Genomic DNA, 22213 nt, shown 5'->3' on the forward strand with positions numbered 1-22213 from the left:
ACCTGATATCAGGAAGGGCAGATCTCGGACGGCAGGCCTTCTGAGAGGCTGCTGCGTTCGACGTCGGTGAGGTCACGGCCGAGGACGGCGCACAGGTGCCGCTTCCACAGGGCGGGGTCGAGGCGAACCAATGAAACGCGGCCTCCAGACACGGGCGACCGCAGCAACGCCTTGCCGTCCTTGGTGGCCGCGAGGAAGCCCTGCTTCTCCCCGAATTCGTACGTCTCCCGGTATCCGGGGTCGTCCGCCTTCAGGAAGCGTACGGAGCTGTTGTTGGCGAGGAAGAACCCGGCGTCCCCGGGGTTGTTGGCCGCCCACCGGTTAGGGTTCAGCGGCCCGAGCGGGCCCGCCACTCTCCTCGTCGGCTGCCCTGGTCGTATCGACCACAGCTCCACCATGCCGCCCGTGGTCATCACCGCCGCGTAGCGCGAGTCCTTGAGGAACACGGCGGTGGCGAGGTCGTCGCCCAGGCGTAGGCGAAGGTCCTTGTTCTCTTTCCCTGTGCTGAGGTTGATGGCGTGTACGTCCGGTTCGCCGTGGACGGTGACCTTCAGATGACCGGGCTCGGGGTGGCGGCCCACGATGTAGCTCGGTCGGTCCTTCGTGGTGAGCCGCAGGTCGCGCAGGTCGACCGGCTGCGACAGGCGGCGGCCCGCGCGGGCATCCCAATGCTCGACCAGAGTGCCGGAGACCGTCACGAGCCGATCGTCACCAAGGAAGCGGAACTCCAGCAGCTCCGGCTGCGTGAGGTCCAGCCCCTCCTGCGGCTTCGCGCCCTCGTTGGGGGGGAGTTGCGCCGCGGTGAACTCGGCCACTCGGCGCAGCGAAGAGAGTTCACGGACAGTGACATGGTTCCGGTCCGACACGTCCGCCACCAGCGTTTCGGAACCGTTCACCTGGATCGGCTGCTTCGCGTCCGGGGGCGTTTCGGCATCGCTTCTCACTTCGGCAAGGGTTCGCTCCTCGCCTTCCGTTTCCATGACGCGCAGAATGCGGCCGTCCCGGCCCACGCGGACCACCATCCTGCTTCCGTCGCCGAGCAGCTGCGGTGGGCTGTAGGCGATGCTGCCGTCGTACTCCAGCAGTGGCCATCCGGTCACCGCGTGGTCGTCCCGGGTGACGATGACGGGCTTGCGCGCCGTGCCCAGGAGGGGCAGGTGGTCGATCTTCTTGTCCGAGGAAGGGCCGAGGAAGCGCCGCGCTTTGCCGTCACGGCGCGTGTCGACAAGGTTCCACTCGTCCGTCATAGCGAGCACAGCGAAGTGATCCCCCTTCTCGTTGACCGCCACTTCCCTGCACGAGGTGTCGCGCCCGCGAACGTGGCGTCCCAGCACCTGTCCATCCGACACGCGTATGGCCTGGTAGTGGGCCTCGCCGATCGTGTCGGGGTCGGGCTGCTTCTCGCGGCAGACGACGACCACACTGCCGTCCCCCGACACTCCGTTGCCCGTATGGTCGACGTCGCTTGCCAGTTGACGCATTGTGCCGGCAGCGATGTCGATCGCCACCAGCGAGTTCTTCCCCGCGATCCGGGGGCTGTGTTTGGCCACCAGTGTGTTTCCGTCCGGCCCGAACCACACCTCCGAGAGGTGGGCGACCCGCTTCGGCAGCACCCGTGGCCGTCCGGTCCACAGGTCCCACACCTGCACCGGCCGCGTTGATGCCGCCGCCGATACCCCGACAAGCCTGCGGCCGTCTGGAGAGAAGTCCATGATCTTGATGGTGCCGCCCTGAAGGGTCAGGGAGCGCTCCTTGAGCGCTCCCTGGAGCGGATGTGCCGGCCCCACCAGCCGTTTCCCCGAGGGCGTCACGTCGTGCCACACCACGACGCCGTCCACGTCGCGCACATAGGCGATCCGACGCCCGTCCCGGCTGACCACGGGGGACAGGACGTTGTCCGGGAGGCGGAGCGGCTCCTGTCTCACCCTCCCCTCGGCCGTGCGTACGAACAGGGTCGCGCGGCCGCTCGCGGTTGTCACCAGCGTCACCCTGCCGTCCGCGCTCATGACTGCCCCCCTGGCTTCCCCCTCGGCGCCGGTCAGTGCCCACCCGGCGTCCCGTAGCTCCTCGTACCGGCGCATCAGCGCACTGCGGGCCTCCTGCGTCGGGGCGATCTCGTACGCCGCGAGCGCCGCCAGCGCGGCCTGCCCCGGATTGACGTCCGTCGACTCGTCCGACTGCACCGCAAGCGCCCGCGACCGCCCCTCCGCCTCCCGCTGCGCGCTCACGCGTGACTCCTGCACGAGGAACGTGCCCAACCCGGCGAACAGCGCGAGGACCACGGCGACCGCCACCCACCCCATACGCACCCGAAGCCGCTGCGCCCGCCGGCGCCGGTGAGCCAGCGCAAGGAATTCCCGCTGCTCCTCGGTGAGGTCTGCCTCGCGCCCCCGCAGCCTCGCTTCCACGGCCGCGAGCTGAAGGGGGCCGGGCAGCAGATCGGCCGAGCCGTCCGCCCTCCACCACCGCTCCAGGTCGTGCTGCACCTCCGCCCGCACTGCGAGGAAGTCGGCGTCGGCCCGGACCAGCTCTGCCAGCATCGGCCATGCCGTGATCAGCGCCTCGTGGGCCAACTCCGCAGTCTCCGGCCGGCCATCGCTTCCATACAGGACCAGCAGGCGCCGCTCGGCCAGCGCCTGCGCCAGGCGCCAGCACTCTTCACCAGCCTCTTCACGTGTCAGAGCGCGACGCAGCGGAGCCTCACCGCCCGGCAGCACCCGCACCAGCCCCGTCAGCAGCCGCCGCGCCTCGGCCTCACTCCCAGGTGGGACGCACTCCCGCCATGCCTGCTCGGCATGGCGTCGCAGCGCACCGGACACCGCACCGATGTCCTCGTACGTCGCGGCCCGCAACCGTCCGGTGGCCCGCCGCTCCCACAGCTGTGCCAGGACGAAGCCCAGCAGTGGCAGAATCCCCGGCTCGCCACCCGCATCGTCCAGGATGCGCCGGTCAAGCCCGGGGTCGTACTCGACCGCCGGAATGCGCTTGAGCGGTTCGTTGATAACCGCGTGCAGCTGGTTCCGGGTCATGGGCGTGAGCGGAAGTGTCACCCCGCGCTTCAGCGCGGGGCCCAGGTGCGCATGGCTCAGTGCGCCGTCCATGAAGTCGGCGCGCAGGGTGACGAGGACCCGCAGGCCGGTCGGCTGCCGCTGAGGGACGAGCAGCTCGACGGCCTCGGCGAGCTCCGGCTCTGAGCGGTTCAACAGTGCTTCGGCCTGGTCGAGTACGATCAGAAGCCGTGCCGCCGGCTGCCCCGCGACCCGATGGAAGGCGTCCGCGAGCCCTAACTCGCGCAACCACCTGTCTACTTGGTCGGCGTTCTGCGCGCGAGGGGGCCCGTACTCCCGCGACGTCACGATCTCGAACAGTTCGGTGGCGAGCGCGGCCCGCAGTGAAGAGAAACGTGTCGCGTTCACCTGCAGAATCCGGTAGCCGTCCTGCCTCATCCTCGGCACCACACCGGCTAGCGCGAGAGACGACTTGCCACAGCCCGACGGCCCGTACACCGTAACGGTGGGCTGATCACCCCGCAGGGCGGTGACGACTCGCTCGATGTCGTCGTCGCGGCCGAAGAAGACATCCGCGTCGCCCTCCTGAAAGGTGGACAGACCACGAAAGGGGGAAGCCGGGCTCACATACGGGGCGAGCTCGGGCACTTCCTTCAGCAGGGTTCTCGTCCGCAGGACGAACGCCTGCTGTGCCTCACGCACCGGCTGCGCCGCCACCATCATCCCGACGGCAGCACCCAGTTCGTTGTCCCAGACAGGGCTGCCGCTGAAGCCCCCCTTGACGTACACGGACTCACCGTTGGCCCGCGAGAGCTGAATCCAGCCCTGGCGGGTTGGTCCACGGAACCTGCCGCTTTGCCAGATTCCATCCGGGTTGTCGCCGGTGAAGCCCACGGCGCGCGCATCGTGGTCCCATACGCCGCGTTGTGGGTCGATCACGGGAAGCGGACGAGCTCCGGGGATCCGGTTCCGCAACCGCAGGACGGCGATGTCCCCAGTCTGATCGGGTCTGATCGGTAACCAGCGCTGGACCTCGGCACCGTGGTCGCCCCCGTCGACGCCGTCGGCATTCCTGGCCAGCGGCACGTCGACCGTAACCTCGGCGCCGGCCTCAACCGTGTCCTCCCGGGGCCGCTCCAGTGCGTCCGACACCACATGGGCGCAGGTCAGCACCAGGTCTGGAGCGATGAGAAAGCCTGCGCCGCCGATCGCGCCGTCCGGCCCCTTGACTCGGACGACCGCCGAGACCAGCGCCGGCTCCGCCTCCTCAGTGTCCCGCTCCTGAATCTCCGTCACTGTGACCTCCGTGCCACCGCGCCCCCGTTGCGCCCTGATGGCTCAACTCCCCTGTACGGTATCCCCGTTGGAGTCTCCCGCATCACTCCTATTCCAGGTCAGGCTCACGGAGAAATTGGCTGCTGTCGCCGTGCTGGCAATCACCACGTCCGCCTCGGCCGACAGTGACACCCCGAACTCCAGCGTGATCTCGTCCGGCGCATTCGCAAGCCCTCTGAACCGCCCCGCAAAGCTCTCCGCCACGGGGCGCACGGTATCCAACATCTGCCCGAACGACCGTTCGGCCCGCGCTATGGAACGGCCTCCGCGGCCCACTCGGACGAGCGCCTCGTCCACCTCCCGGATCTGAACCCGCACGAACTCGTCACTGCCGTCACTCAGAGGAACTTCCACCGTGTGGACGGGCCGGTCGCTCATAACTCTCCTCCAATTACTCGAGAGTCGGAGAGCGTAGCGGCACCCGCCTCCGACAACTGCGTGTCACAGTGGCGACGCCGGCAGGTCGAACGGCGCCGTCTTGCCCTCCGGGTGAGACAGACCGTCATGGAACGCCCGTGCCGTGGCCCAAGCAACCGTCGGCGGAACCCGGGCCACCGCCAATCCTCTTCGCCTCGCTGCAGGGCGTCCGCACAGCCAGAGCGACTGAGCGTCGTACTGCCGACCGCCTCCTCGCCCTCAGGGGCGCACAGCCGATCACTACCGACCGTAACAGTTGCCGAGGAAAGCGCGGATCTGCTAGTCCGCTGCTCACGAAGGGCCTTCATTGCTAACGAAGTCGCGGATTCTACAGGCTGACCAGCAGCTTTCACCGGTCTTGAGTGAGTTTGTGCAGTTCGGCAAACAATCCAGACACATCCAGCAGCTCCTGGAACGTCCCCGACTCCACGACCCGGCCGCCGTCGAGGACGATGATGCGGTCCGCGATCCGGGCGTTCTCCAGGTTGTGGGTCACGAAGACGGCCGCCTTGCCCGCGGCGCTTGAAGCGGCGGATCACCAGGTGCTCGGCCCGGGGGTCCATCGCGGATGTGAGGTTCGGGGAAGAGACCACCGAGATGTTCGGGTTTCCCCACCACTGATGCTGGCTCGTGTTTGTTCTGGTCGGTTGATGTTTCAGTTGGTTGATCTTGGTGGTGTTTTCCCGAATCAGTGGTGGTGTGATCCCGAATTGGTCAGTGCAGTGTTCGTCGAACCTCCTTTGAAGTGGGCTCTGTCTGACACAGATCAGCGGCCTCGAGCTGCCGGACAAGGCCATCACCGCGGGGAAAGAGCTGGCCCGTGACCGCAACGCCCTACAGCACTACGGCCTGTCTGCCCCGGCCGGCGTCGTCGGGGCACGCGTGGCCGACGTGCTGAACTTCCTGCTTCCGTTCGTCACCGACCACCTCCTGCCCGGCCTCGACCGAGAGCAGGCCGCCGACGTCACCCAGACCATGCAGGTCGTGCGCGGCCAGGTGCGCGGCATCGAGGCCTACATCAAGAAGCGCATGAACGAGCTGCGCTCCGAGCTCAAGGACGCGCAGGACCGCATGGTCGTCTGCCCCGAATGCGCGCAGCGGGCCTTCGTCCTGGGCGGAGGCCTGCCCGGCTGCCGCTTCTGCCTCAAGACGTGGGACGACCCGGCCGAGACCGCCGCCGAGTACGCCTGGCAGCTGTACGGTCTGGATCCCCACCTGCCGGGTGTCGCCGATGCCGAGACCCAGGTCTGCCCTGACTGCGAAGCCGATGTGCTGGTGACGGCCGTGACCGCAGCCGCCCCGGACACCCCGAGCATCCTGTGTGTGAGTCAGCGTTTTGATGGCGTTGGGTGGGCGTCAGCGGGTTGGGGGTGTTGGGTGCCTGGTCACGGGCACGGGCGTGGGCTGATTCCGCTGTCATGGGGTGACCAAGCGGCTGCTGTTTTCTGACCGGGGCGCGGCGGGTCGGCTGTCGTGGGGACGGCTGCTCACACCTGCGGTGTCTCTTGCGTGGGCCTCGGCGTGTGTCCGGCGTTTGTTCAGGTCACCATGCCCGTAGAGGCGTGGTCGGGGTGCTGACATCCCACTCAGTGGGCGGTTCGTGAGTCTTTGAGTCGATCTGCTGTCGCCTGATCGTGTGGCGGTGGGGCGGACTCTGCCGGTCAGCGGTTGGTGGTCTGGTGAAGTGACCGGGTGAGTGAACGCCCGTACCCGAGTGACTTATCGGACGAGCAGTGGTCGTTGATCGAACCGGTGATCACCGCATGGAAGGACCGGCACCGCTCGGTCAGCGGTCATCAGGGCGCCTACGACATGCGGGAGATCGTGAACGCCATCCTCTACCAGGGGCGGACTGGTTGCCAGTGGGCCTATCTCCCGCACGACCTGCCGCAGAAGAGCGCGACGTACTACTACTTCGCCGCCTGGCGGGACGACGGGACCGACCAGGTCATTCATGAACTCCTGCGCTGCCAGGTCCGGGAGAGGGCCCGACGATTAGAGGACCCGACCCTGGTGGTGCTGGACACCCAGAGTGTCCACGTGGCCGCCGGGGTCCCCGCCTCCACGAGTGGCCACGATCCGGCCAAGCGGGTGCCCGGCCGCAAGCGCGGCCTGGCCGTGGACGTCCTTGGCTTGGTCATCGCGGTCGTCGTCCTTGCTGCGAACACCCACGACAACGCCGCGGGCATCGTCCTGCTTGACCAGGTCGCCGAGCACGCCGGCGGAACCGTGCGCAAAGCCCTGGTCGACCAGGGCTTCAAGAATCAGGTCGTCATGCACGGCGCCGACCTGGGCATCGACGTCGAGATCGTCGAACGCAACCCGCAGGTCAAGGGGTTCGTGCCCCAGCCGAAGCGGTGGAGAGTCGAGCAGACCTACGGGATCCTGATACTGCACCGGCGTCTGGTCCGCGACTACGAGCACCACACCTCCTCCTCCGCCTCCCGCGTCTACTGGGCGATGACCCACGTCATGACCCGACGCCTCACCGGCGCGAACGCCCCCACCTGGCGCGAGACGCAGGCGGTGGCAGCGTGAACATCGAGCCCCTCCTCGACGCCCTGGACCTCCAGGAAGACGCCGCCCGGGCCCTGGCCGACGACCTCCGCACACAGATCGACGACCTGCAGACCCGGCTGCGGGAGGCCGAGACCCACCTGGAGCATCTCGCGATCACCCGCAAGACCGTCACCGGCCTCGCCGACCGGCTCCCGGCCGGCACACCGAACCTGCCCGAGCACCCGGACTACCCCCGCATCCTCGCCGCCTTCAACCACGCGACCGGGCCGCTACGGGCCAAGGACGTCTGCGAAGCCCTCGGCCACGAACTGCTGCCGAAGAACGTCGAAGGCACTCGCGCCAAGCTGAAACGCCTGGTCAAACTCGGGATCCTCACCGAGGCCGACACCGGCAACTTCGCCAGGAAGCCATAGCCGATGGAACCTCCACTAGCAACCTCGCTCAGCCTCACCCAGAAACGGACATCACCTTACGAACCGCCCACTCAAGATCCGTCCCATACTCCCAGACGCTTGAGTCGACGCTGCCTGAGCCGCTCTGAGACAGCCGTGAGACCGAAGACAAGCCCCATGAGCACCCCGAACATCACAGCGAACAGGGGATTGTCCGGCTCATCCTCACGCGACAGCAGCAAGAAGAAGAGGGTGAAGGGCACGGCGACACAGAGGCCGCTGCCGATCGGATGTCGGGCCACCCACTTCTGGATCCGCGTCGGACGCCGCTGCCCACCCAGAGCCCGGTCCAAAGCCCAAAACCCATTCGCCAGAGACCGCCGCCAGTTCGCCACGGCAGAAGGATATGGCAGCCGATCGACTCCCCGACCGAGAGCTCACGTCGGGCAACAGCCTGCTGGCCACCAAGCTCAGGCAGCGACGTCATTTCTCGTGAACATCCATGAGCCTCAAGATCGCTAATTGCTGCCCAAACAGGCAGACAAACGCTGCTGCTTGAAGTGAACGAAGCCAATGGCCTCGGCATAGGTCGCCGAGCCGTCGCGGCACACGATCTCGATGCCCGGATGCTCGCGCAGCCATGCTTCCAGCGTGTCGGCGGTGCGGTCGGGCAGCACGTCGATCCGCTCATGGGTCTCGGCGTCGATCACCACGGTGGCGTAGCGGTGCCGTCGGCGCAGAGCTAAGTCGTCGACGCCGATCACGCGGGGTGTCCGCCCGGCGGGTAGCGGGATCCGCAGTAGCGTGCGCAGAGCCGTGTGACACGACAGGCGCTCCGCGAGTATCGCCAGCAAACGCGTCCCGGCCCGGCCCGCTAACTCCTTGACCACGGCCTTGACTTGCCTGGTCAGGCGGACGGTTCGCCGCTGGTATCGGTCCAGCACTCCGGGCACCTGTTCGCGGAAGGTGTGGTGGCAGCCGCGCGTGGGACACACCAGACGCCGCACCCGCACACGGACCACCACCCGTCGTTCATCGACGGGCACGTCGGCCACCGTCCGCCAGTGGTAGCCGTGCACCCGCCCCGTCGACGCCCCGCACGCCGGACAGATCGCGGCCTCCTGCGGAGTCCTCGCCCTCACCACGATCCGCTTACCCTCGTCGGCCGCATCCTCGATGACCAGCGGGAACAGACCCGAGAACACCATCTGCACAAGCTCGTCGACATCCTTCACACGAAGGTCAACGACCCTCACGACTCTCCGTTACCACCGAATGTGAGACAGGGCTGTTGATTAGACACTCCCGTCTCCGTGGGTCCCGTGGGGAGTGAGTAGGTGCTGCGCAAACAACCTGGTCGACGTGGATCGATGCAATACACGATCATGTGTTCATGCCCCTGAGAGAGACCCTGGCTCGAGTCGATGCAGACCTGGCCGCCGGCCGGGTTCCTGTCGCGCGCCAGCGTTTGCGCGGTCTCGTCTCGTCCTTTCCGTGCGACCTGACGCTCCGTCGTCGTCTGGCCGAGGTGTACCGGCTCTACGGCGATGCTGCCGAGGCCGGACGCTGGATGTACCTCGAAGAGGACCGCAACGCCGACGAGACCGCCGCCTTCGAGGCGCGGTACGGGTCACCCGGGTGGCGGATGAAGGCCCTCGCCTGGCGCGGCCCTGAGGCGATGGCTGCCACCCCGTTCGCGGAGAAGCAGCTCGTCGCAGTGCGGACGGCCTGCGCCGAAGAGCTGGGCCACTCCGTCGCTTGGGACAACCCCGCCTCCTACCGGGACGACAGCCTGCAGGAGAAGTACGAAGAGGCGCCTTCCGAGCCATGGACGGTCGTCGGTGTGCTGGCGGGCGGCGGCTGCCTGGTGGGGGCGCTCGCGTTCCTCGCGATCTGGGTAAATGGAGTCGTGGCTCTCTTCGGCTGACCCAGGTCACCGAGGGGGCAGTGGGGAGCGCCGCTCAAGGAATCGGCGGGACGTCAAGAACTGCCGTGAGCGGGACACCTGGCTACGAGTGCAATGATCTCGTGATGCCTGCTGTGACTACGGCGTCGGAGCCGTCCTGGATGGTCCCGTTCACGGGGCTCAGCCCGCGCGTCTTCGGGAAGCTGGTGACCGTGCTGCGACGCAGGTGCGGACGCCGTCCGCAGGGGCCGGCCGTGGAGCCTTCCGCTGGAGGACCGGGCACTGCTGGTCGCGGCGTACTGGCGCACGAACCTCACGATGCGGCAGCTCGCACCGCTGTTCGGGGTGTCGAAGTCGGTAGCGGACCGGATCATCGATCACCTCGGGCCGATGCTCGCTCTCCAGCCTGTCAACGGCCCGCTCCGCACCCCCCGATCGACTGATCGACTGAGAGAGGAAAGGTGGCGCCATGTGGGATGGCTGTACCCCGGTCCTGGGCGCGGAGCCCGACCCGCCCCGACGGGATATCACCGGCTGGGAGCTTCCTGGCATCGGGGAGATGGGCGTCGAGTCGGAGGGCTACCGCATGTCGGTGCTGCCTGCGGACGGCTCCCTGCGTATCGAGCTGGCCTTCTCCGCTGCCTACGCGGAGTCCGAGTCGGTGCCGTACCGGCCGCTCGGGCCCGTGTCGCTGATCCTGCACGGCGTGCACTCCATCAGCATGGACACCCCCGGGGGCCCGGCCGACCCGCTGTGGAAGCGGGTACTGCGCGGCGACTCCCGGGACGAGTTGCTGCGCATGGCCTGGGACGAGCAGGAGGACATCCTGTACGTGAGCGACGGCGGCACGGTCCTGACCTGCCGGGGCGGCACCTGGCACTGGCAACTCGCCTACCGGGCCGCGGCCCGGTAGGGGGCTGTACCGTCATCGGCTCTGGCCCACCTGCCGTCCCCGAGACGACGGCCCGCGTCGAGATCGGCCACTCCGCCCTCCACGACCTCCTGCGCACCCGCCGCCCGGCCTCCCGGACCATCGACCGCACCCGCCTCCGACGCCAAACCGTCGATGCGCTGTCCGCACTCAAGCTGAGGGTGTATCTGCTTCTGGTCCCCGGCCACCCGGATCAGAGCACGGGGGACGTACTGTGATGCCGTGAAGAGACGGCGCTGGTGGTCCGTGATCAGCTTGTGGGTTGCGTGGTGGGCAGCTATTACCACTGCTTTTTGGCTCTTGGGAAGAGTTCTCGACCAGCCGACGGGCCTCGCGGGGTGCGCGGCGAGTGCTGTGCTGGTGATTGTCGTAGGTGAAGTCGGTGACCGACTGCGGCGGCGCTTCTTTCCTAGCCGGGAGACGGGCTGACGGTTTGGCTGGTCAGCGCCCTTGCTTCTTCGTCCGGCCGGTTCGGGTGAGACGCCTGGTCATGAGGGTGATGGCGGCCCAGGTGATCAGTGTTTCGGAGTGCTGGACGAGCCGTTCGTGGTCCCGGGCGTGCATCAGCCAGCTCGTTGGGTCGCCCTCACAGCGAGCACTTCGCCGCGCGGCCGACCCAACGAGCTGGCTGATGTGCTCGCGTCGCCTGGTGCGCGACTACGAGACGTTGCCCGCCATGCACGAGGCCATGGTGCTGTGGTCCATGACCATGCTCATGAGCAGCCGCCTGGCCGGGCGCCGGCCCTGTGCCTTCAGCCGGCCGGCGCCGCGAGCGGTGTGAACACCCCTGGCCGTGCCTGGAGTGCCCACCCTCGTTCCACCAGGTGTTTCGCCTTCGATCGCAGCCCCTCGACCTTCGCCGGGTCCGCCTGAAGGCCCAGGGCCGCGGCCAGCTGCTGGCACCGCATGCCTTCCCGGCCCGCCTCCGACTCCAGCACGGACATGATCCGCTGGTAGTCCGCAGGCAGGACCGACGCCGTCATCCCCTCGGCCCGTCGCGGCACCACCGCCCCCGCCCCCCGTGCTCCCTACCGGCTCCACGACCGCGGACGTCGGCTCGGCCAGCACCTCACGGTTCTTGCCGTCTCCGTGGACACCGGTCATGTTCCGGTCATCGACTCCATGGGGGAGGCGTCCGTCATTCGGTTCCGATCACCGTGTGCTCTCGGCGGGCGCGGTCGGGTGGTGGGGGCGTACGCGCGGGATCTCCCCAGAGGAAGACGACCGCACAGCCTCGTTGAGCATCATTCCCAGGTGCACGGGCCCCCGTGGGGCGGATCCAGCGTGAGGCTGATGATCTCGCGGTGTTTCGGTCACGTTCTTCGCTGCGCAGCCGGTTATGAGGGGTGGGCGCCTTTCCATGCCTGGATGATCTCGATGGGGATGCGTCCGCGGTCGGGCAGGTTGTAGCCGTTGTCGCGGGCCCATGCGCGGACGGTTTGGACGTCGATGCTCTGGCCGGCGGGGCGGGGTTCGGGCTCGGCGCGCCGGGGCGTCGGTGTGGCAGGGGTGAAGGTGATGCCGTCGTCGAGGAGGCCACGCGGGAACAGGGGCACCTGTGTCTGGTTGCCCATCACTGAGACGAGGAACTGGGTGAGGGTGCCGTCGAAGGTGTACCAGCCGGGGCCGCGGGCTTCGTTGACGGTGATGCGCCAGACGTCGGGCTCGCTGTTCGGTGTGGTGATCCAGAAGAGGTGGTTGCCGTTATCGGTCACCCCGATGGCGAAGAGGTCGCGCGGATCATGCGGGGTGGGGTGGATGCCGCGCTGTTGATCCTGCTGCAGCTGGCGGCGCAGGTCTGGGGGAGTGGGGCCGGTGAGGTCGACCCATGCGGTTGCGGCGCGGGGGTGGAAGATGCGGATGAAGTCGCAGAAGGCCCCGGGCCCGTATGTGTCGGCCAGCTGTTTGTAGTCGTGCGGCAGCCGCATGCCGAGCGTGGTCTCGACGGCCGGCCAGTCCGCTTGGGGGACGTCGGCGGGGGGCGGACACAGTCGGGTGAGATCGTCGATGGCGGTCACAGAAGTCCTCGGCGGTGTCGCTGCTGCTGTTCGTGGGCGGGGTTGTCCAGCATCTCACCGACCAGCGTGTTGCCGTGCTGGTCGAATGCCTCGAGCTGTATGTACTTCGGCACGGAGTCTTTGGCGTCGTCGGTGTACTCGAGATAGACGCTGTACGTGACGATCTTGTGGTCGTCGTGGACGGCGTTGTAGAGCGCCTGTTCCCAGTCCCGCATCTCCGGGCTGTTCGTCGGGCGCTGGGTGATGGTGAACAGATTGTCCAGGGTGTCGCCGGAGCCGCCGAGCATCCTGGCCAGCATGTGCCCGCGTGCCTGGTTGTAGTCGCCGCCGAGGAAGCCCGGCGGTCGCAGCGAGTTGTTCGCGTATGTGCCTTCGTCGAGCATGTCCTTAGTGATGATCGCGCTCATCTCGTAGGGGCGGCCGTGCTCGTCCTGGGTGAAGGTCACACGCCCGCCCCAGGTGGGGTCCGCTTCGCTGCCGGCGAGCCCGAGGGGATCGGCCAGGGTGAAGGGGTTGGGGACGTAGGCGTAGTGGTTGACCGAGGGCGCCAGCCCCAGCGGGTCGGGGGTGATGTACCGGCCCAGACCCGGGTCGTAGTAGCGGTTGACGTTTTAGTGCAGGCCGGTCTCGAAATCGGCGTACTGACCGGGATAGCGCAGCGGGGTGCAGGCGATGCTGCCGCGGATCCACTGGGTGGCGCCCCATGCGGTGCTGCGCGCCTGCCAGGCGACGTAGCCGTCGGGGCCGATGAGCTCGCTGGGGCTGCCGGACAGGTCCGCGACGATCGCGAAGAACCGCCGGTCGATCTCCTGCTGGGCGCTGTCCGTCTTTGCTTCCCGCTGGGCAAGGGGGTGCATGCTGACGTAGTCCCAGACCAGGGTGGTGCCCCTCTCCCGTCTCAAGTGTTCTGGTTTCGCGACGAGCCGCCGGCCTGCGGCGACCAGTTCAGCTGAGACGCGGAGACGCCGGAAATCTCAGGTGATGTGGTCCCGGACGGGTGAATGCCGGGTGCTGTCTCAGTTGATCTGGTCCGGCTCCGCTGTTTCGCACTGATACCAAGCCTGGGGCGTCAGCCACGACTGGCAGGCCCGGAAGAATCGCCCGAGGCCGTCGAGTTGTTCTCGCCGTCATGGTCAGCGCCAAGGTCAAGCTGACGTTCGACCTCTCGTCGATCAAGCAGGGCTGAGTACGCGTCCGCTGATTGCCTGCATCTGGCATGGAAGCGCCGTGCTGACCTGCCAGTACCTCGCATGACGTAGCGGGTTCCCGGCAGGGGAGGATGGGCCGACAGGCTGGGTCGCCCGGCCTCTGAGAGGTGGGGTGCGAGATGACCGGACTGAGGGAGATGACGGCCTTCCGGGCCGGGGTGACGCGGGTCCTGGGGCTGCTGCTGATCGTGGTGTCCGTGGCCCCAGCGGCGGGCTGTGTCCTCGCGTTCAGTGACTGGCTGCCCACCCACATCGTCCGGTACGAGCAGTACCGCACGGCCGATCACTGCCCGGCCGACTCGACGCCGGACGCGTGGTGGGAGGACTGCCTACGGGAGATCGAGCTCTTGATCGTGGACACGGTGGTCGAAAGCGGGGGCAGGAGCAGCAGATACCAGGCGACCGTGGACAGCGAGGGGTTCCAGGGCGAACTGGACTTCGGCGATCCCGGACCGCTCCTGCAGGCCCTCCAGGCGGGCGACGAGGCCGTCGGCACCATCTGGCGCGGCGACATCGTCGCACTCACCAAGGACGGGGTCCGGCAGAAGACCTCCGACGAGCCGCGCCACGAGCCTCAGATGATCGCCGCGGGAGGCGCGGGCCTTGGCCTGCTCGCGGCGCTCGGCTTCGTACTTGGCGGGGCACGCCTCGTAGCGCCGTGCAACCCAGGCCGCTTCACCTGGAGCAGGTCCGGCAAGGGGCTGTTCTTCACCAACCTGGCAGTCGCCTTCGGTGTGGGGCTGCCCGCGGTGTGGCTCGGCATTCCCTGGCAGCTCGTGACGCCGGCGATCGTGGCGGTCGACCTGGGTGCGGGCTACTTCCTCCTGGGCATCCGGGGGTCCGCCGAGGCGGGCGCGCGATGACTGACCGGTGCCTACGGCCGAGAAGCCAGCGCCGGCCCCACGGCGTCTCCTTACCTGGTGCGCCGATGGACCAGATCGCCTGACAGTGAGGATGTGACGTGGTGACGCTGCTGGTGGGTCTGACCCCTCGCCTGACTGACGTCTCGATTGTCCTGTTTGGGATTTGTCGGCCCGCCGGGTGTCACCGCGCACGCGGCCGGCCGGGCGGAACATGACCTGATAGGAGTCAGCCGTTCACCTGCGGATGACGCCTCGCGGGCGTGAAAATCGGTACAGGGGCTGCCCGCCGACGCCGCTTGATGTTTGGGCTGCGAGCCCGCATAGGAGTCTGGTGAGGGAGCCGTCCGAGGGGCCGCACACTGTCGCTTTGAGCACGCCGATCAGCTTTTCCGTTCCCCTCTGGCTCCCCGGGCAGCCCCGTCCGCACTATCAGAGCAGGGGGCGCGTCATGGAGGAGCTGAGAGAAGACCACGACGACGGAACGGTCGCCAGGGTCGCGGCGATCGACATCGCGAAGGCGTCCGGAATGGTCTGCCTGCGTACCCCGCACGACACCGCCGAGGGCCGACGCGTTCAGCAGGTCTGGACGGTCGCCTCGACAACCAACGCGATCCTTGAACTCGGCAATAGGCTCATCTGCCAAGGGGTCGAGCGGGTGGTGATGGAGGCGACCGGCTCGTACTGGCGTCCGTTCTTCTATCTGCTGGAAGCCCGGGGGCTGGACTGCTGGCTGGTCAACGCGCGCGACGTGAAGAACGTCCCCGGCCGCCCCAAGACCGACAAGCTGGACGCGGTCTGGCTGGCCAAGCTCGTCGAACGCGGCATGATCCGCCCCTCGTTCGTCCCGCCCAAGCCGGTCCGGCAGTTGCGGGACTTCACCCGCACCCGCACCGTGTTCGTCCAGGAACGCACCCGACACAAGCACCGCGTGGACAAGGCCCTGCAGGACGCCCAGATCAAACTGTCCGGGGTCGTCTCGGACCTGTTCGGCGTGTCGGGCCGGGCCATGCTCGACGCCCTGGTCGCCGGCGAACGCCACCCCCGCGCTCTGGCGGAACTCGCCCAGGGCAGCCTCGTTGATGGGGATCTTTGAAAACGGCCGGGGTCGCTCCTGGCCTCACCTGCTTGTTCCTTGAACTGTGTGAGGAGATGGGGATCGAAGAGCGGTCCTTGATCACCAGAATGTAAGTTTTGGCCATGACTGGTGACTGGCGGAGGGACCGGATCGGGACTGCACTGAGGGGTGAGAACCCGACTGTGCTGCGACGGCTGACGTCGGGGTTCGCGGTGATCGGGGACGTGCAGTTCCTGCCGGGGTACTCGGTCCTGCTCGTGGACGAGCCGGATGTGCAGCGGCTGTCGGACCTGCCGAGGGCGAAGCGGCTGTCGTTCCTGTCCGACATGGACCGGCTGGGTGAAGCGGTCGAGCGTGTCTGTCGACGGCTGGACCCGGCTTTCCGGCGGGTCAACCTGGAGATCCTGGGGAACACGGACCCGTTCTTGCATGCGCATGTCTGGCCGCGGTTCGAGTGGGAGCCGACCGATGTGGTGGGTGCTCCGGTGTGGCTCTATCCGCGTGAGCGGTGGAGCGACGAGCGGTTCAGGCTCGGTCCGCAGCATGACGTGCTGCGGGATGCGATCAGCGGCGAACTGGACCGGCTGCGCTCGGCGGCCTGAGTGTTGTGGGCCCGCCGACCGTCAGGTCGGCGGGCCCGGTGATCGGTGACGGTCAGCCGAAGCTCACTGGAGGCGTCTGAGCGGGGCTGTCGGTGACGCGGTTGGTGATCGTGGGGCGGGCGGCTTCCTGGGTGGCGAGCAGGGCGACGATCGTGACGGGCTGGTCGCAGTGCGGGCAGTTTCGGCCCAGTAGTCCTAGCTCGGACACCAGGGAGCAAGTACAAGTAACTCTTCGGTAGGTTCAGGTAGCTCAACCCTTGCGGCGGGCGGCGGGGTCTCGCTCGGCGACGTGCCGGGCGACCGCGTCGGCGCCGGGGCGGGCGTACCGCTCCAGGGAGCGGACGGAGGCGTGGCGAGAGCGGGCCAGCAGCATCGGGGTGGAGGTGCCGTTCTCGGCGTCGTGGGTCAGGGCGCTGTGGCGGAGCCGGTGCAGCGTGAAGCCGTCCAGGTCCTCGATGTCCTCGGGCGAGGCGAGCGGGTTGGCCAGCAGTCGGGTGTTCTCCTCGAAGATCTCCTCGGCCCGGCGGTAGGAGAGCCGGGCCCGGCTGGTCTCGGGGCACACGTCGAGCGTCGGCGTCCCGGCCGGGGCCCTGCGGTGACTCGCCACTGGCAGACCTCACGCATGACCGGGCCGCTTCCTGCACTGACTCCGATCCAGAGGCTGGTGCTGACGGTGATCTACTCGGTGTGCAGCACCGAGGCAATGGTCATCCGGGCCGCCGACCGGGCCGGAACCAGGGCGCCGAGGACTGCGATCGCCACACCCGCCAGGAGCATCGCGGCCAGCTGCGGCGCGTGCCACACGTCCTTCATGTACTCGGGGAAGTCGACCACCCTGACATGGCTTACGACGAGGCGGTGCGCCACGATCCCGAGCGGGATGCCGAGCAGCCCGCCGACCGTGCCCAGCCCGGCGACCGAGGTCACCGTCATCACCACCACCTGCCGGGGGGTCATCCCGATCGACTTGAGCATGCCCAGGTCCCGGCGCCGCTCACGGGTGTTCAGCAGAACGGTGTTGAAGACACCGAGCGACGCGACGAGCGTCAGCAGCACCGTGAACACCGTCGAGAAGGTGATGACGGTGGCGGTGCCGGCGTTGCCGGAGTCCATCACCGATGCGTGCAGGCCCGGGTCGAGCGCCGTGACCGCCTCGGCGTAGGCGCGCGCGTCGGCGCCTGGGGCGAGCCGCACCGTGTACTCGGTGGCGTGGGCGTCCGGTGCGAGTTGGGCGAGGGTCTCCCTGGTGGCCTCCAGGGCCCGGGCGTTGCCCTCGATGAGCTGACCCACGACGGTCGCGGTGATCTTCCTGCCGTTCAGCTCCAGCGTGACCCGGTCACCGAGCTTCAGCCCGCGCTGGGTCAGGAACGCCGGACCGGCCACGATCTCGCCCGCCGCGGCCGGCGCCCGGCCCTTGACGATGGTGTGCTCGTACAAGGAATCGTCGCCGCGGTAGAAGTCGGCGAAGACGGGCTGGGTCTGCCCGGTCATGTTCACCTGGGACAGCGCGCGGGCCCGTACCCCCTCCGCACCCGGCAGGGACCGCAGCCTTTTCTCGATCTGCAGGTCATTGAGCCGGGGCGGGGTCCGGTCGTTGCCCGACCCCCCAGTCGTCACGTGGATCCTGGCACCTCCGTCCTCCCGCCCGACATTGCCGTACGCCACCATGGTGCTGGTCAGTCCGGTCGACAGGGTCACCGTGGTGACCCCGAGGACTATGGCCGCCAGGGTCAGCAGGGTGCGGCTGGGGCGGGCGAACGGCTGGCCGAGGCCCAGACTGACCGGGCGCGGCAGCCGGGTGGCACCGAGCATCCGCTGGACGCGCAGCCCGCGCCCGGTTCGCGGCGCGTTGCCCGCGCTGATCGCCCGTGCGGCGGGCAGCCGGTGGGCGCGCAGGGCGGGGACCAGCGCGGCCAGCAGGACGAGGACAGGCATGCCCACGAGGCAGGGCACGGACACCCACGGGCTGATGCCGCCGACCGAGGCCCGGCCCACGTCGATGCCGGTGAACGCGACCTTCAGGATCGGCCCGGCCAGCGCGTTGCCGGCCAGCGTGCCGAGCACGCAGCCCACCACCGCCGGCACGGAAAGCATCGTCAGGTAGACGGCGACGACCTGGTTGGGGGTGAAGCCCAGGGCCTTGAGCACCCCGATGTGCCGGTACCCGGAGACGACCGCCCCGCTGACCACGTTGCCGACGATCAGGGTAGAGACGAGCACGCCGAGGATGCCGAAGAGCGTCATGAACGGGAGGTAGGAGTCGGCCAGCGCGGAGAAGGCCTGCTTGAGGGTGAGGTAGGTCTGTGCGCCGGTCAGCGAATCCTTGGGCAGTCCCGTGGTGGCCCGTGCCAGCGAGGCGCTCAGCTGGGCCTCCGTCGAGGAGTCCGTGAAGCGGTACAGCATCTGGGCGGAGGTCGGGTGCAGTGCGGCCATCTGCTCGGGCGAGACCCAGGCGCTCGCTGACTTGCTCATGCTGGTGGCGAATCCGACGACGGTCAGCGTCGCTCCGCCGGGGGTCTCCAGCTTGGTGTTGAGGAGTGCGGTGCCGGGGGAGCCCTGGGCGGACCAGTTGACGACGATCTCGCCGGGTGCGGTGGCCCAGTGGCCCTCAAGGAGTTCGATCTGGTCCACGGGGCCCGCCGGATCGGCGCGGCCCACCACGGTGAGGGTGCCGCCCGCCATCCAGAGCCAGTCCTTGGGGATGTCGACGACTGTCTGCTCGAACGGTCCGGCCGCGGCCTCCACCCCGGGCTGCCGGGCGGTCCGTGCCAACTGCTCCTGCGAGACCTTCGTGGTGTCGAAGGTCGCCGCCGTATGAGCACCGCGCTGTTCGGCGTAGGCCTTGTCGAAGGGGCCCGAGGCGGCGCTCAGCAGCGCCAGAGCGAGCAGGACGGTCGTGGTGGAGCAGAGCACGACGAGCCCGATGACGAAGGTCTGGAGCCGGCGGCGCTTCACGGCCGCGCGCGAGGCTCTCCATACGGCGCTCACGCGGTCGCCTCCAGCGTGCTCTCGCGGGCGATCCGGCCGTCGGCGACTTCGATCAGCCGGCTGGCGCAGCGGGTGGCCAGCTGCGGGTCGTGGGTGACGATCAACAGGGTCTGGCCGATCTGGTTGAGGTCGATCAGCAGATCCATCACCTGCTCGCCCGACCGGCTGTCGAGGGCGCCGGTCGGCTCGTCGGCAAGCAGCAGGGCCGGGCGGTTCATCAACGCCCGTGCGACGGCGACGCGTTGCCGCTCGCCGCCGCTCAGCGTCGCCGGATAGTTGTTCCGGCGCTCGGCGACACCGAGTTCGTCCAGGAGCTCCAGGGCACGGCGGCGTGCCTGCCGGGCCGGGGTGCCGGTTAGCTGCGCGGCCAGCGCCACATTGTCCAGGACAGGCAGATCGTCGATGAGGTTGAAGAACTGGAAGATCATGCCGACGTTCCGCCGCCGGAACAGCGCCAAGCCGGTCTCGTTCAGTTTCCCGAGGTCATGACCATGCACCTCGACGGTGCCCGAGGTCGGCCGGTCCAGGCCGGCCACCATGTTGAGCAAGGTGGACTTGCCGCAGCCGGAGGGGCCCATCACGGCGACCGCGTCCCCCGCCCTGATATCCAGTGACAGGCCGTTCAGGGCCTTCGCATCGCCGTACTCCTTGTGCACGCCGTCCAGCCGCACCACCACTTGCCGGGCACTGTCGTGATCAGTTGTCATGGTTCGAACTTAGGACGGAGTCCGCGGACGGGGCGTCACCCTCCGGATGCATCCGTCCGGGCAGGTCATCCCGGGGATGTACGGAGCTGCATCCGGGGGCTGATGTGGGGCGCGTCGTGCAGCTGCGAAGATGTTCCGGTGTGGGGATCTGGCACGATGTGGCTGGTCATAGCCCTGGCGGCGGCAGTTGGCGCCGCCGGGTGTCTGTGCGTTGCGGCGGTCCGGGCGCGGCGGCTGCACCAGGCGGCCATTGCGGAGCGCGGCTGGCTGCTGGAGCGGGAGCGCGAGAGCGCGGCGCGGACCGCGGTCGACGCCGAGCGGGCCAGGATCGCCACCGAGCTCCACGACGTCGTCAGCCACAACGTGAGCCTCATGGTGGTCCAGGCCGGGGCCGCCCGCGAGGTGATGACCACGATGCCCGAGGAGGCCGCGGCGGCGATGAGCGCCGTCGAGACCGCCGGGCGGAACACGATGACCGAGCTGCGGCACCTGCTCGGCCTGCTCGCGCCCGCGCAGAACGGCGACGACGAGTCCTACGGTATGGACCTGTCACCGCAGCCGAGCTTGGGCCGGCTCAGCCCGCTGATCGACCGGATCGTCTTTGCCGGCCTGCCCGTGGAGATGCGCATCTCGGGTGAGCCGCGTCCGCTGCCGACCGGGATCGATGTCACCGCCTACCGGATCATCCAGGAGGCCCTGACCAATGCCCTCAAGCACGGGGACGGGGCGAAAGCCGAGGTGACGGTGCGATACGCGGACCACTACCTGCGAGTTGAGGTGCTGAACAGCGGACCGAGCGTCCTGTCGGGCAGCCGGCCCGCGCGGAGAGAGCCGGTCCACGGCCAGGCGGACGGAACGGGACGCGGGTTGCTCGGCCTGCGGGAGCGGGTCGCCGTCTACGGCGGCGACCTGGACGCCCGCCGCCGCCTCGGCGGCGGCTACCGCGTCCGCGCCCGGATCCCGCTGGACCGGCCATGACGACGCACACTGAATCCGCCCCTCGCGTCGTGATCGCCGACGACCAGGAGTTGGTCCGCACCGGCTTCCGCCTGATCCTGACCGCCCGCGGCATCGACGTGGTGGGCGAGGCCGGCGATGGAGCCGAGGCCGTGGCCGCCGTGCGGAGGCTGCGGCCCGACGTCGTCCTGATGGACATCCGGATGCCCGCTATGGACGGCCTGGAAGCCGCCCGCCGCATACTCGCGCAGACCCCGGGCTGCCGGGTGATCATGCTGACCACCTTCGACCTCGACCAATACGTCTACGCCGCCCTCGCCGCCGGAGCCAGCGGATTCCTGCTCAAGGACGTCACCCCCGCGCATCTGGCCGCTGCCGTACGCCTGGTCGACACCGGTGACGCCCTGCTCGCACCCTCGATCACCCGCCGCCTGGTGGAGCGCTTCGCCCCCAGCGCCCCCAGAACCGGTTCGGGTCTCGCAACGCCAGCCGTCCACCGAGACCTGGCCGCGCTGACGCCGCGCGAACGCGAGGTGCTGACGCTCATGGGGCGGGGTCTTTCCAATTCCGAACTTGCGCGGGAACTGACGCTCAGTGAGGCGACAGTGAAGACCCACGTGGCCCGGATCTTCGCCAAGCTGACCCTGCGCGACCGGGCCCAAGCCGTCGTCCTCGCCTACGAGACAGGACTCGTCTCACCGGGCGAGTCCGCTGACACCGCCAAGCCGTGGGGGCGAATTTGAGCGTCGCGCGGTGCCCCGAGGGAAGCGCGCGGGCGGCGGTGGCTACGAGGCTGCGGCCGTGGCTTCGGCGGAGCGTGGATGCGGCACGCTGACCGGCAGTCCCAGGTCGAGCCGCTTGTCCATGTCGAGCCGGAAGGTGCCGTACGGGTTGATGTTCGACCAGAACAGCGCGGTCAGTCCGCGCCGGTCCTCATCGTTCAGCTTCTTCGCCCATGCCGGTTCGGCCAGGATCTGCTGCACCTGCAGGGTGTTGACGTACACGAGCGCGGACTGGAGCAGGTGCAGCGCGAGCAGCGACGTTTCGGCGTGCTCCTTGTCCGGCCCTGTCAGAGCGCCGTCCTTGCCATAGTGGAGCACGGTGTTCGCGCTGTTCCAGTTCTCCACGACCTGGAGCCCGCCGTGGATCTCGCGGCGCAGACCGGGGCTGCTGAGGTAGTCGCAGGCGAAGATCGTGCGTACCGCGCGGCCGAGTTCTTCGAGGGCGGCGTAAGTGGGGTGCTTGGGGCCGCCGCGGGTGAAGCGCCGCATGAAGTTCCCCCGTGA

General features: G+C 68.5%; 23 protein-coding genes and 3 pseudogenes. 11 read left to right on the plus strand and 15 right to left on the minus strand.

Going from position 1 to position 22213, the window contains the following annotated elements:
- Positions 1-8 precede the first annotated feature (8 nt).
- The 3 genes from QCN29_RS17885 to QCN29_RS17895 all read right to left on the minus strand — a co-directional run bounded on the left by QCN29_RS17885 (position 9) and on the right by QCN29_RS17895 (position 5256).
- Entirely contained in the window at positions 9-4304 is a 4296-nt protein-coding gene (locus QCN29_RS17885) for an nSTAND1 domain-containing NTPase (RefSeq protein ID WP_279929213.1), read from the minus strand.
- 42 nt (positions 4305-4346) lie between these two features.
- On the minus strand, positions 4347-4721 hold the full coding sequence (locus tag QCN29_RS17890; protein ID WP_279929215.1) for a CU044_2847 family protein: 375 nt from the start codon (positions 4719-4721) through the stop codon (positions 4347-4349).
- Between the two features lie 388 nt (positions 4722-5109).
- Entirely contained in the window at positions 5110-5256 is a 147-nt protein-coding gene (locus QCN29_RS17895; protein ID WP_279929216.1) for a hypothetical protein, read from the minus strand.
- 386 nt (positions 5257-5642) lie between these two features.
- On the opposite strand from QCN29_RS17895, the gene QCN29_RS17900 reads away from it, so the two are divergent.
- From QCN29_RS17900 to QCN29_RS17910, 3 genes are all read left to right on the plus strand, one after another.
- Positions 5643-6209 carry a hypothetical protein gene (locus tag QCN29_RS17900; RefSeq protein WP_279929217.1) on the plus strand — a complete coding sequence of 189 codons (567 nt, stop codon included), beginning with the start codon at positions 5643-5645 and terminating at the stop codon, positions 6207-6209.
- Positions 6210-6452: 243 nt separating this feature from the next.
- Entirely contained in the window at positions 6453-7298 is an 846-nt protein-coding gene (locus QCN29_RS17905; protein ID WP_279929218.1) for an IS5 family transposase, read from the plus strand.
- Positions 7295-7693 (plus strand): hypothetical protein, encoded by a 399-nt coding sequence (locus QCN29_RS17910; protein WP_279929220.1) that lies wholly within the window; start codon positions 7295-7297, stop codon positions 7691-7693. Before QCN29_RS17905 ends, QCN29_RS17910 begins: the two co-directional genes overlap by 4 nt.
- A gap of 71 nt (positions 7694-7764) precedes the next feature.
- Here the strand turns inward: QCN29_RS17910 and QCN29_RS37120 are convergent, their stop codons facing one another.
- Together QCN29_RS37120 and QCN29_RS17915 are read right to left on the minus strand one after the other, a co-directional pair.
- Positions 7765-8067 (minus strand): DUF6404 family protein, encoded by a 303-nt coding sequence (locus QCN29_RS37120; RefSeq protein ID WP_398859380.1) that lies wholly within the window; start codon positions 8065-8067, stop codon positions 7765-7767.
- 177 nt (positions 8068-8244) lie between these two features.
- Positions 8245-8880, minus strand: a pseudogene (locus QCN29_RS17915) (ISL3 family transposase); the annotation flags it as partial.
- A 185-nt stretch (positions 8881-9065) separates the two neighbouring features.
- Here QCN29_RS17915 and QCN29_RS17920 point away from each other — a divergent pair.
- The 3 genes and pseudogenes from QCN29_RS17920 (at position 9066) to QCN29_RS17930 (ending at position 10491) form a co-directional block, all read left to right on the plus strand.
- A complete protein-coding gene (locus tag QCN29_RS17920) occupies positions 9066-9599 on the plus strand; it encodes a DUF6584 family protein (protein ID WP_279929221.1) in 534 nt (177 codons plus the stop codon).
- Positions 9600-9703: 104 nt separating this feature from the next.
- Positions 9704-9986: pseudogene (locus QCN29_RS17925) on the plus strand (helix-turn-helix domain-containing protein); the annotation flags it as partial.
- A gap of 61 nt (positions 9987-10047) precedes the next feature.
- Positions 10048-10491, plus strand: coding sequence for a hypothetical protein (locus QCN29_RS17930; protein ID WP_279929222.1), 444 nt, complete (start codon positions 10048-10050; stop codon positions 10489-10491).
- Positions 10492-11261: 770 nt separating this feature from the next.
- On the opposite strand, the gene QCN29_RS17940 is transcribed toward QCN29_RS17930, so the two are convergent.
- The 5 genes and pseudogenes from QCN29_RS17940 to QCN29_RS36870 all read right to left on the minus strand — a co-directional run bounded on the left by QCN29_RS17940 (position 11262) and on the right by QCN29_RS36870 (position 13429).
- Positions 11262-11492, minus strand: a complete 231-nt coding sequence (locus tag QCN29_RS17940; RefSeq protein ID WP_279929223.1) for a hypothetical protein — start codon at positions 11490-11492, stop codon at positions 11262-11264.
- A gap of 354 nt (positions 11493-11846) precedes the next feature.
- Complete coding sequence (locus tag QCN29_RS17945) at positions 11847-12527, minus strand: Lsr2 family DNA-binding protein (RefSeq protein WP_279929226.1); 681 nt, start codon at positions 12525-12527, stop codon at positions 11847-11849.
- On the minus strand, positions 12524-12973 hold the full coding sequence (locus QCN29_RS36860) for a DNA/RNA non-specific endonuclease (protein WP_318036715.1): 450 nt from the start codon (positions 12971-12973) through the stop codon (positions 12524-12526). The genes QCN29_RS17945 and QCN29_RS36860 overlap by 4 nt, the downstream gene beginning before the upstream one ends.
- Positions 12974-13021: 48 nt before the next feature.
- Positions 13022-13120, minus strand: a pseudogene (locus QCN29_RS36865) (RHS repeat-associated core domain-containing protein); the annotation flags it as partial.
- Between the two features lie 18 nt (positions 13121-13138).
- A complete protein-coding gene (locus tag QCN29_RS36870) occupies positions 13139-13429 on the minus strand; it encodes a hypothetical protein (RefSeq protein WP_318036716.1) in 291 nt (96 codons plus the stop codon).
- A gap of 425 nt (positions 13430-13854) precedes the next feature.
- Here QCN29_RS36870 and QCN29_RS17955 point away from each other — a divergent pair, with 425 nt between their 5' ends.
- From QCN29_RS17955 to QCN29_RS17965, 3 genes are all read left to right on the plus strand, one after another.
- Positions 13855-14598, plus strand: coding sequence for a hypothetical protein (locus tag QCN29_RS17955; protein ID WP_279929228.1), 744 nt, complete (start codon positions 13855-13857; stop codon positions 14596-14598).
- Positions 14599-15046: 448 nt separating this feature from the next.
- Complete coding sequence (locus QCN29_RS17960; protein WP_279929230.1) at positions 15047-15691, plus strand: IS110 family transposase; 645 nt, start codon at positions 15047-15049, stop codon at positions 15689-15691.
- Positions 15692-15795: 104 nt separating this feature from the next.
- On the plus strand, positions 15796-16275 hold the full coding sequence (locus QCN29_RS17965; RefSeq protein WP_279929232.1) for an HIT family protein: 480 nt from the start codon (positions 15796-15798) through the stop codon (positions 16273-16275).
- Between the two features lie 52 nt (positions 16276-16327).
- On the opposite strand, the gene QCN29_RS17970 is transcribed toward QCN29_RS17965, so the two are convergent.
- From QCN29_RS17970 to QCN29_RS17985, 4 genes are all read right to left on the minus strand, one after another.
- A complete protein-coding gene (locus QCN29_RS17970) occupies positions 16328-16483 on the minus strand; it encodes a hypothetical protein (RefSeq protein WP_279929233.1) in 156 nt (51 codons plus the stop codon).
- 42 nt (positions 16484-16525) lie between these two features.
- A complete protein-coding gene (locus QCN29_RS17975) occupies positions 16526-16882 on the minus strand; it encodes a site-specific integrase (RefSeq protein ID WP_279929234.1) in 357 nt (118 codons plus the stop codon).
- A gap of 71 nt (positions 16883-16953) precedes the next feature.
- The gene (locus QCN29_RS17980) at positions 16954-19263 is read right to left on the minus strand and encodes an FtsX-like permease family protein (protein WP_279929236.1); all 2310 of its coding nucleotides are present in this window, start codon (positions 19261-19263) and stop codon (positions 16954-16956) included.
- Positions 19260-19940 carry an ABC transporter ATP-binding protein gene (locus QCN29_RS17985; RefSeq protein WP_398859385.1) on the minus strand — a complete coding sequence of 227 codons (681 nt, stop codon included), beginning with the start codon at positions 19938-19940 and terminating at the stop codon, positions 19260-19262. The genes QCN29_RS17980 and QCN29_RS17985 overlap by 4 nt, the downstream gene beginning before the upstream one ends.
- Positions 19941-20126: 186 nt before the next feature.
- Here QCN29_RS17985 and QCN29_RS17990 point away from each other — a divergent pair, with 186 nt between their 5' ends.
- Together QCN29_RS17990 and QCN29_RS17995 are read left to right on the plus strand one after the other, a co-directional pair.
- On the plus strand, positions 20127-20948 hold the full coding sequence (locus QCN29_RS17990; protein WP_279929239.1) for a sensor histidine kinase: 822 nt from the start codon (positions 20127-20129) through the stop codon (positions 20946-20948).
- Positions 20945-21670, plus strand: coding sequence for a response regulator transcription factor (locus tag QCN29_RS17995; RefSeq protein ID WP_279929240.1), 726 nt, complete (start codon positions 20945-20947; stop codon positions 21668-21670). The genes QCN29_RS17990 and QCN29_RS17995 overlap by 4 nt, the downstream gene beginning before the upstream one ends.
- A 42-nt stretch (positions 21671-21712) precedes the next feature.
- Here QCN29_RS17995 and QCN29_RS18000 read toward each other — a convergent pair whose 3' ends face one another.
- Positions 21713-22198, minus strand: coding sequence for a Tn3 family transposase (locus tag QCN29_RS18000; RefSeq protein ID WP_279929241.1), 486 nt, complete (start codon positions 22196-22198; stop codon positions 21713-21715).
- Positions 22199-22213 lie beyond the last annotated feature (15 nt).

This window comes from Streptomyces chengmaiensis (assembly GCF_029846775.1).
Lineage (GTDB): Bacteria > Actinomycetota > Actinomycetes > Streptomycetales > Streptomycetaceae > Streptomyces > Streptomyces chengmaiensis.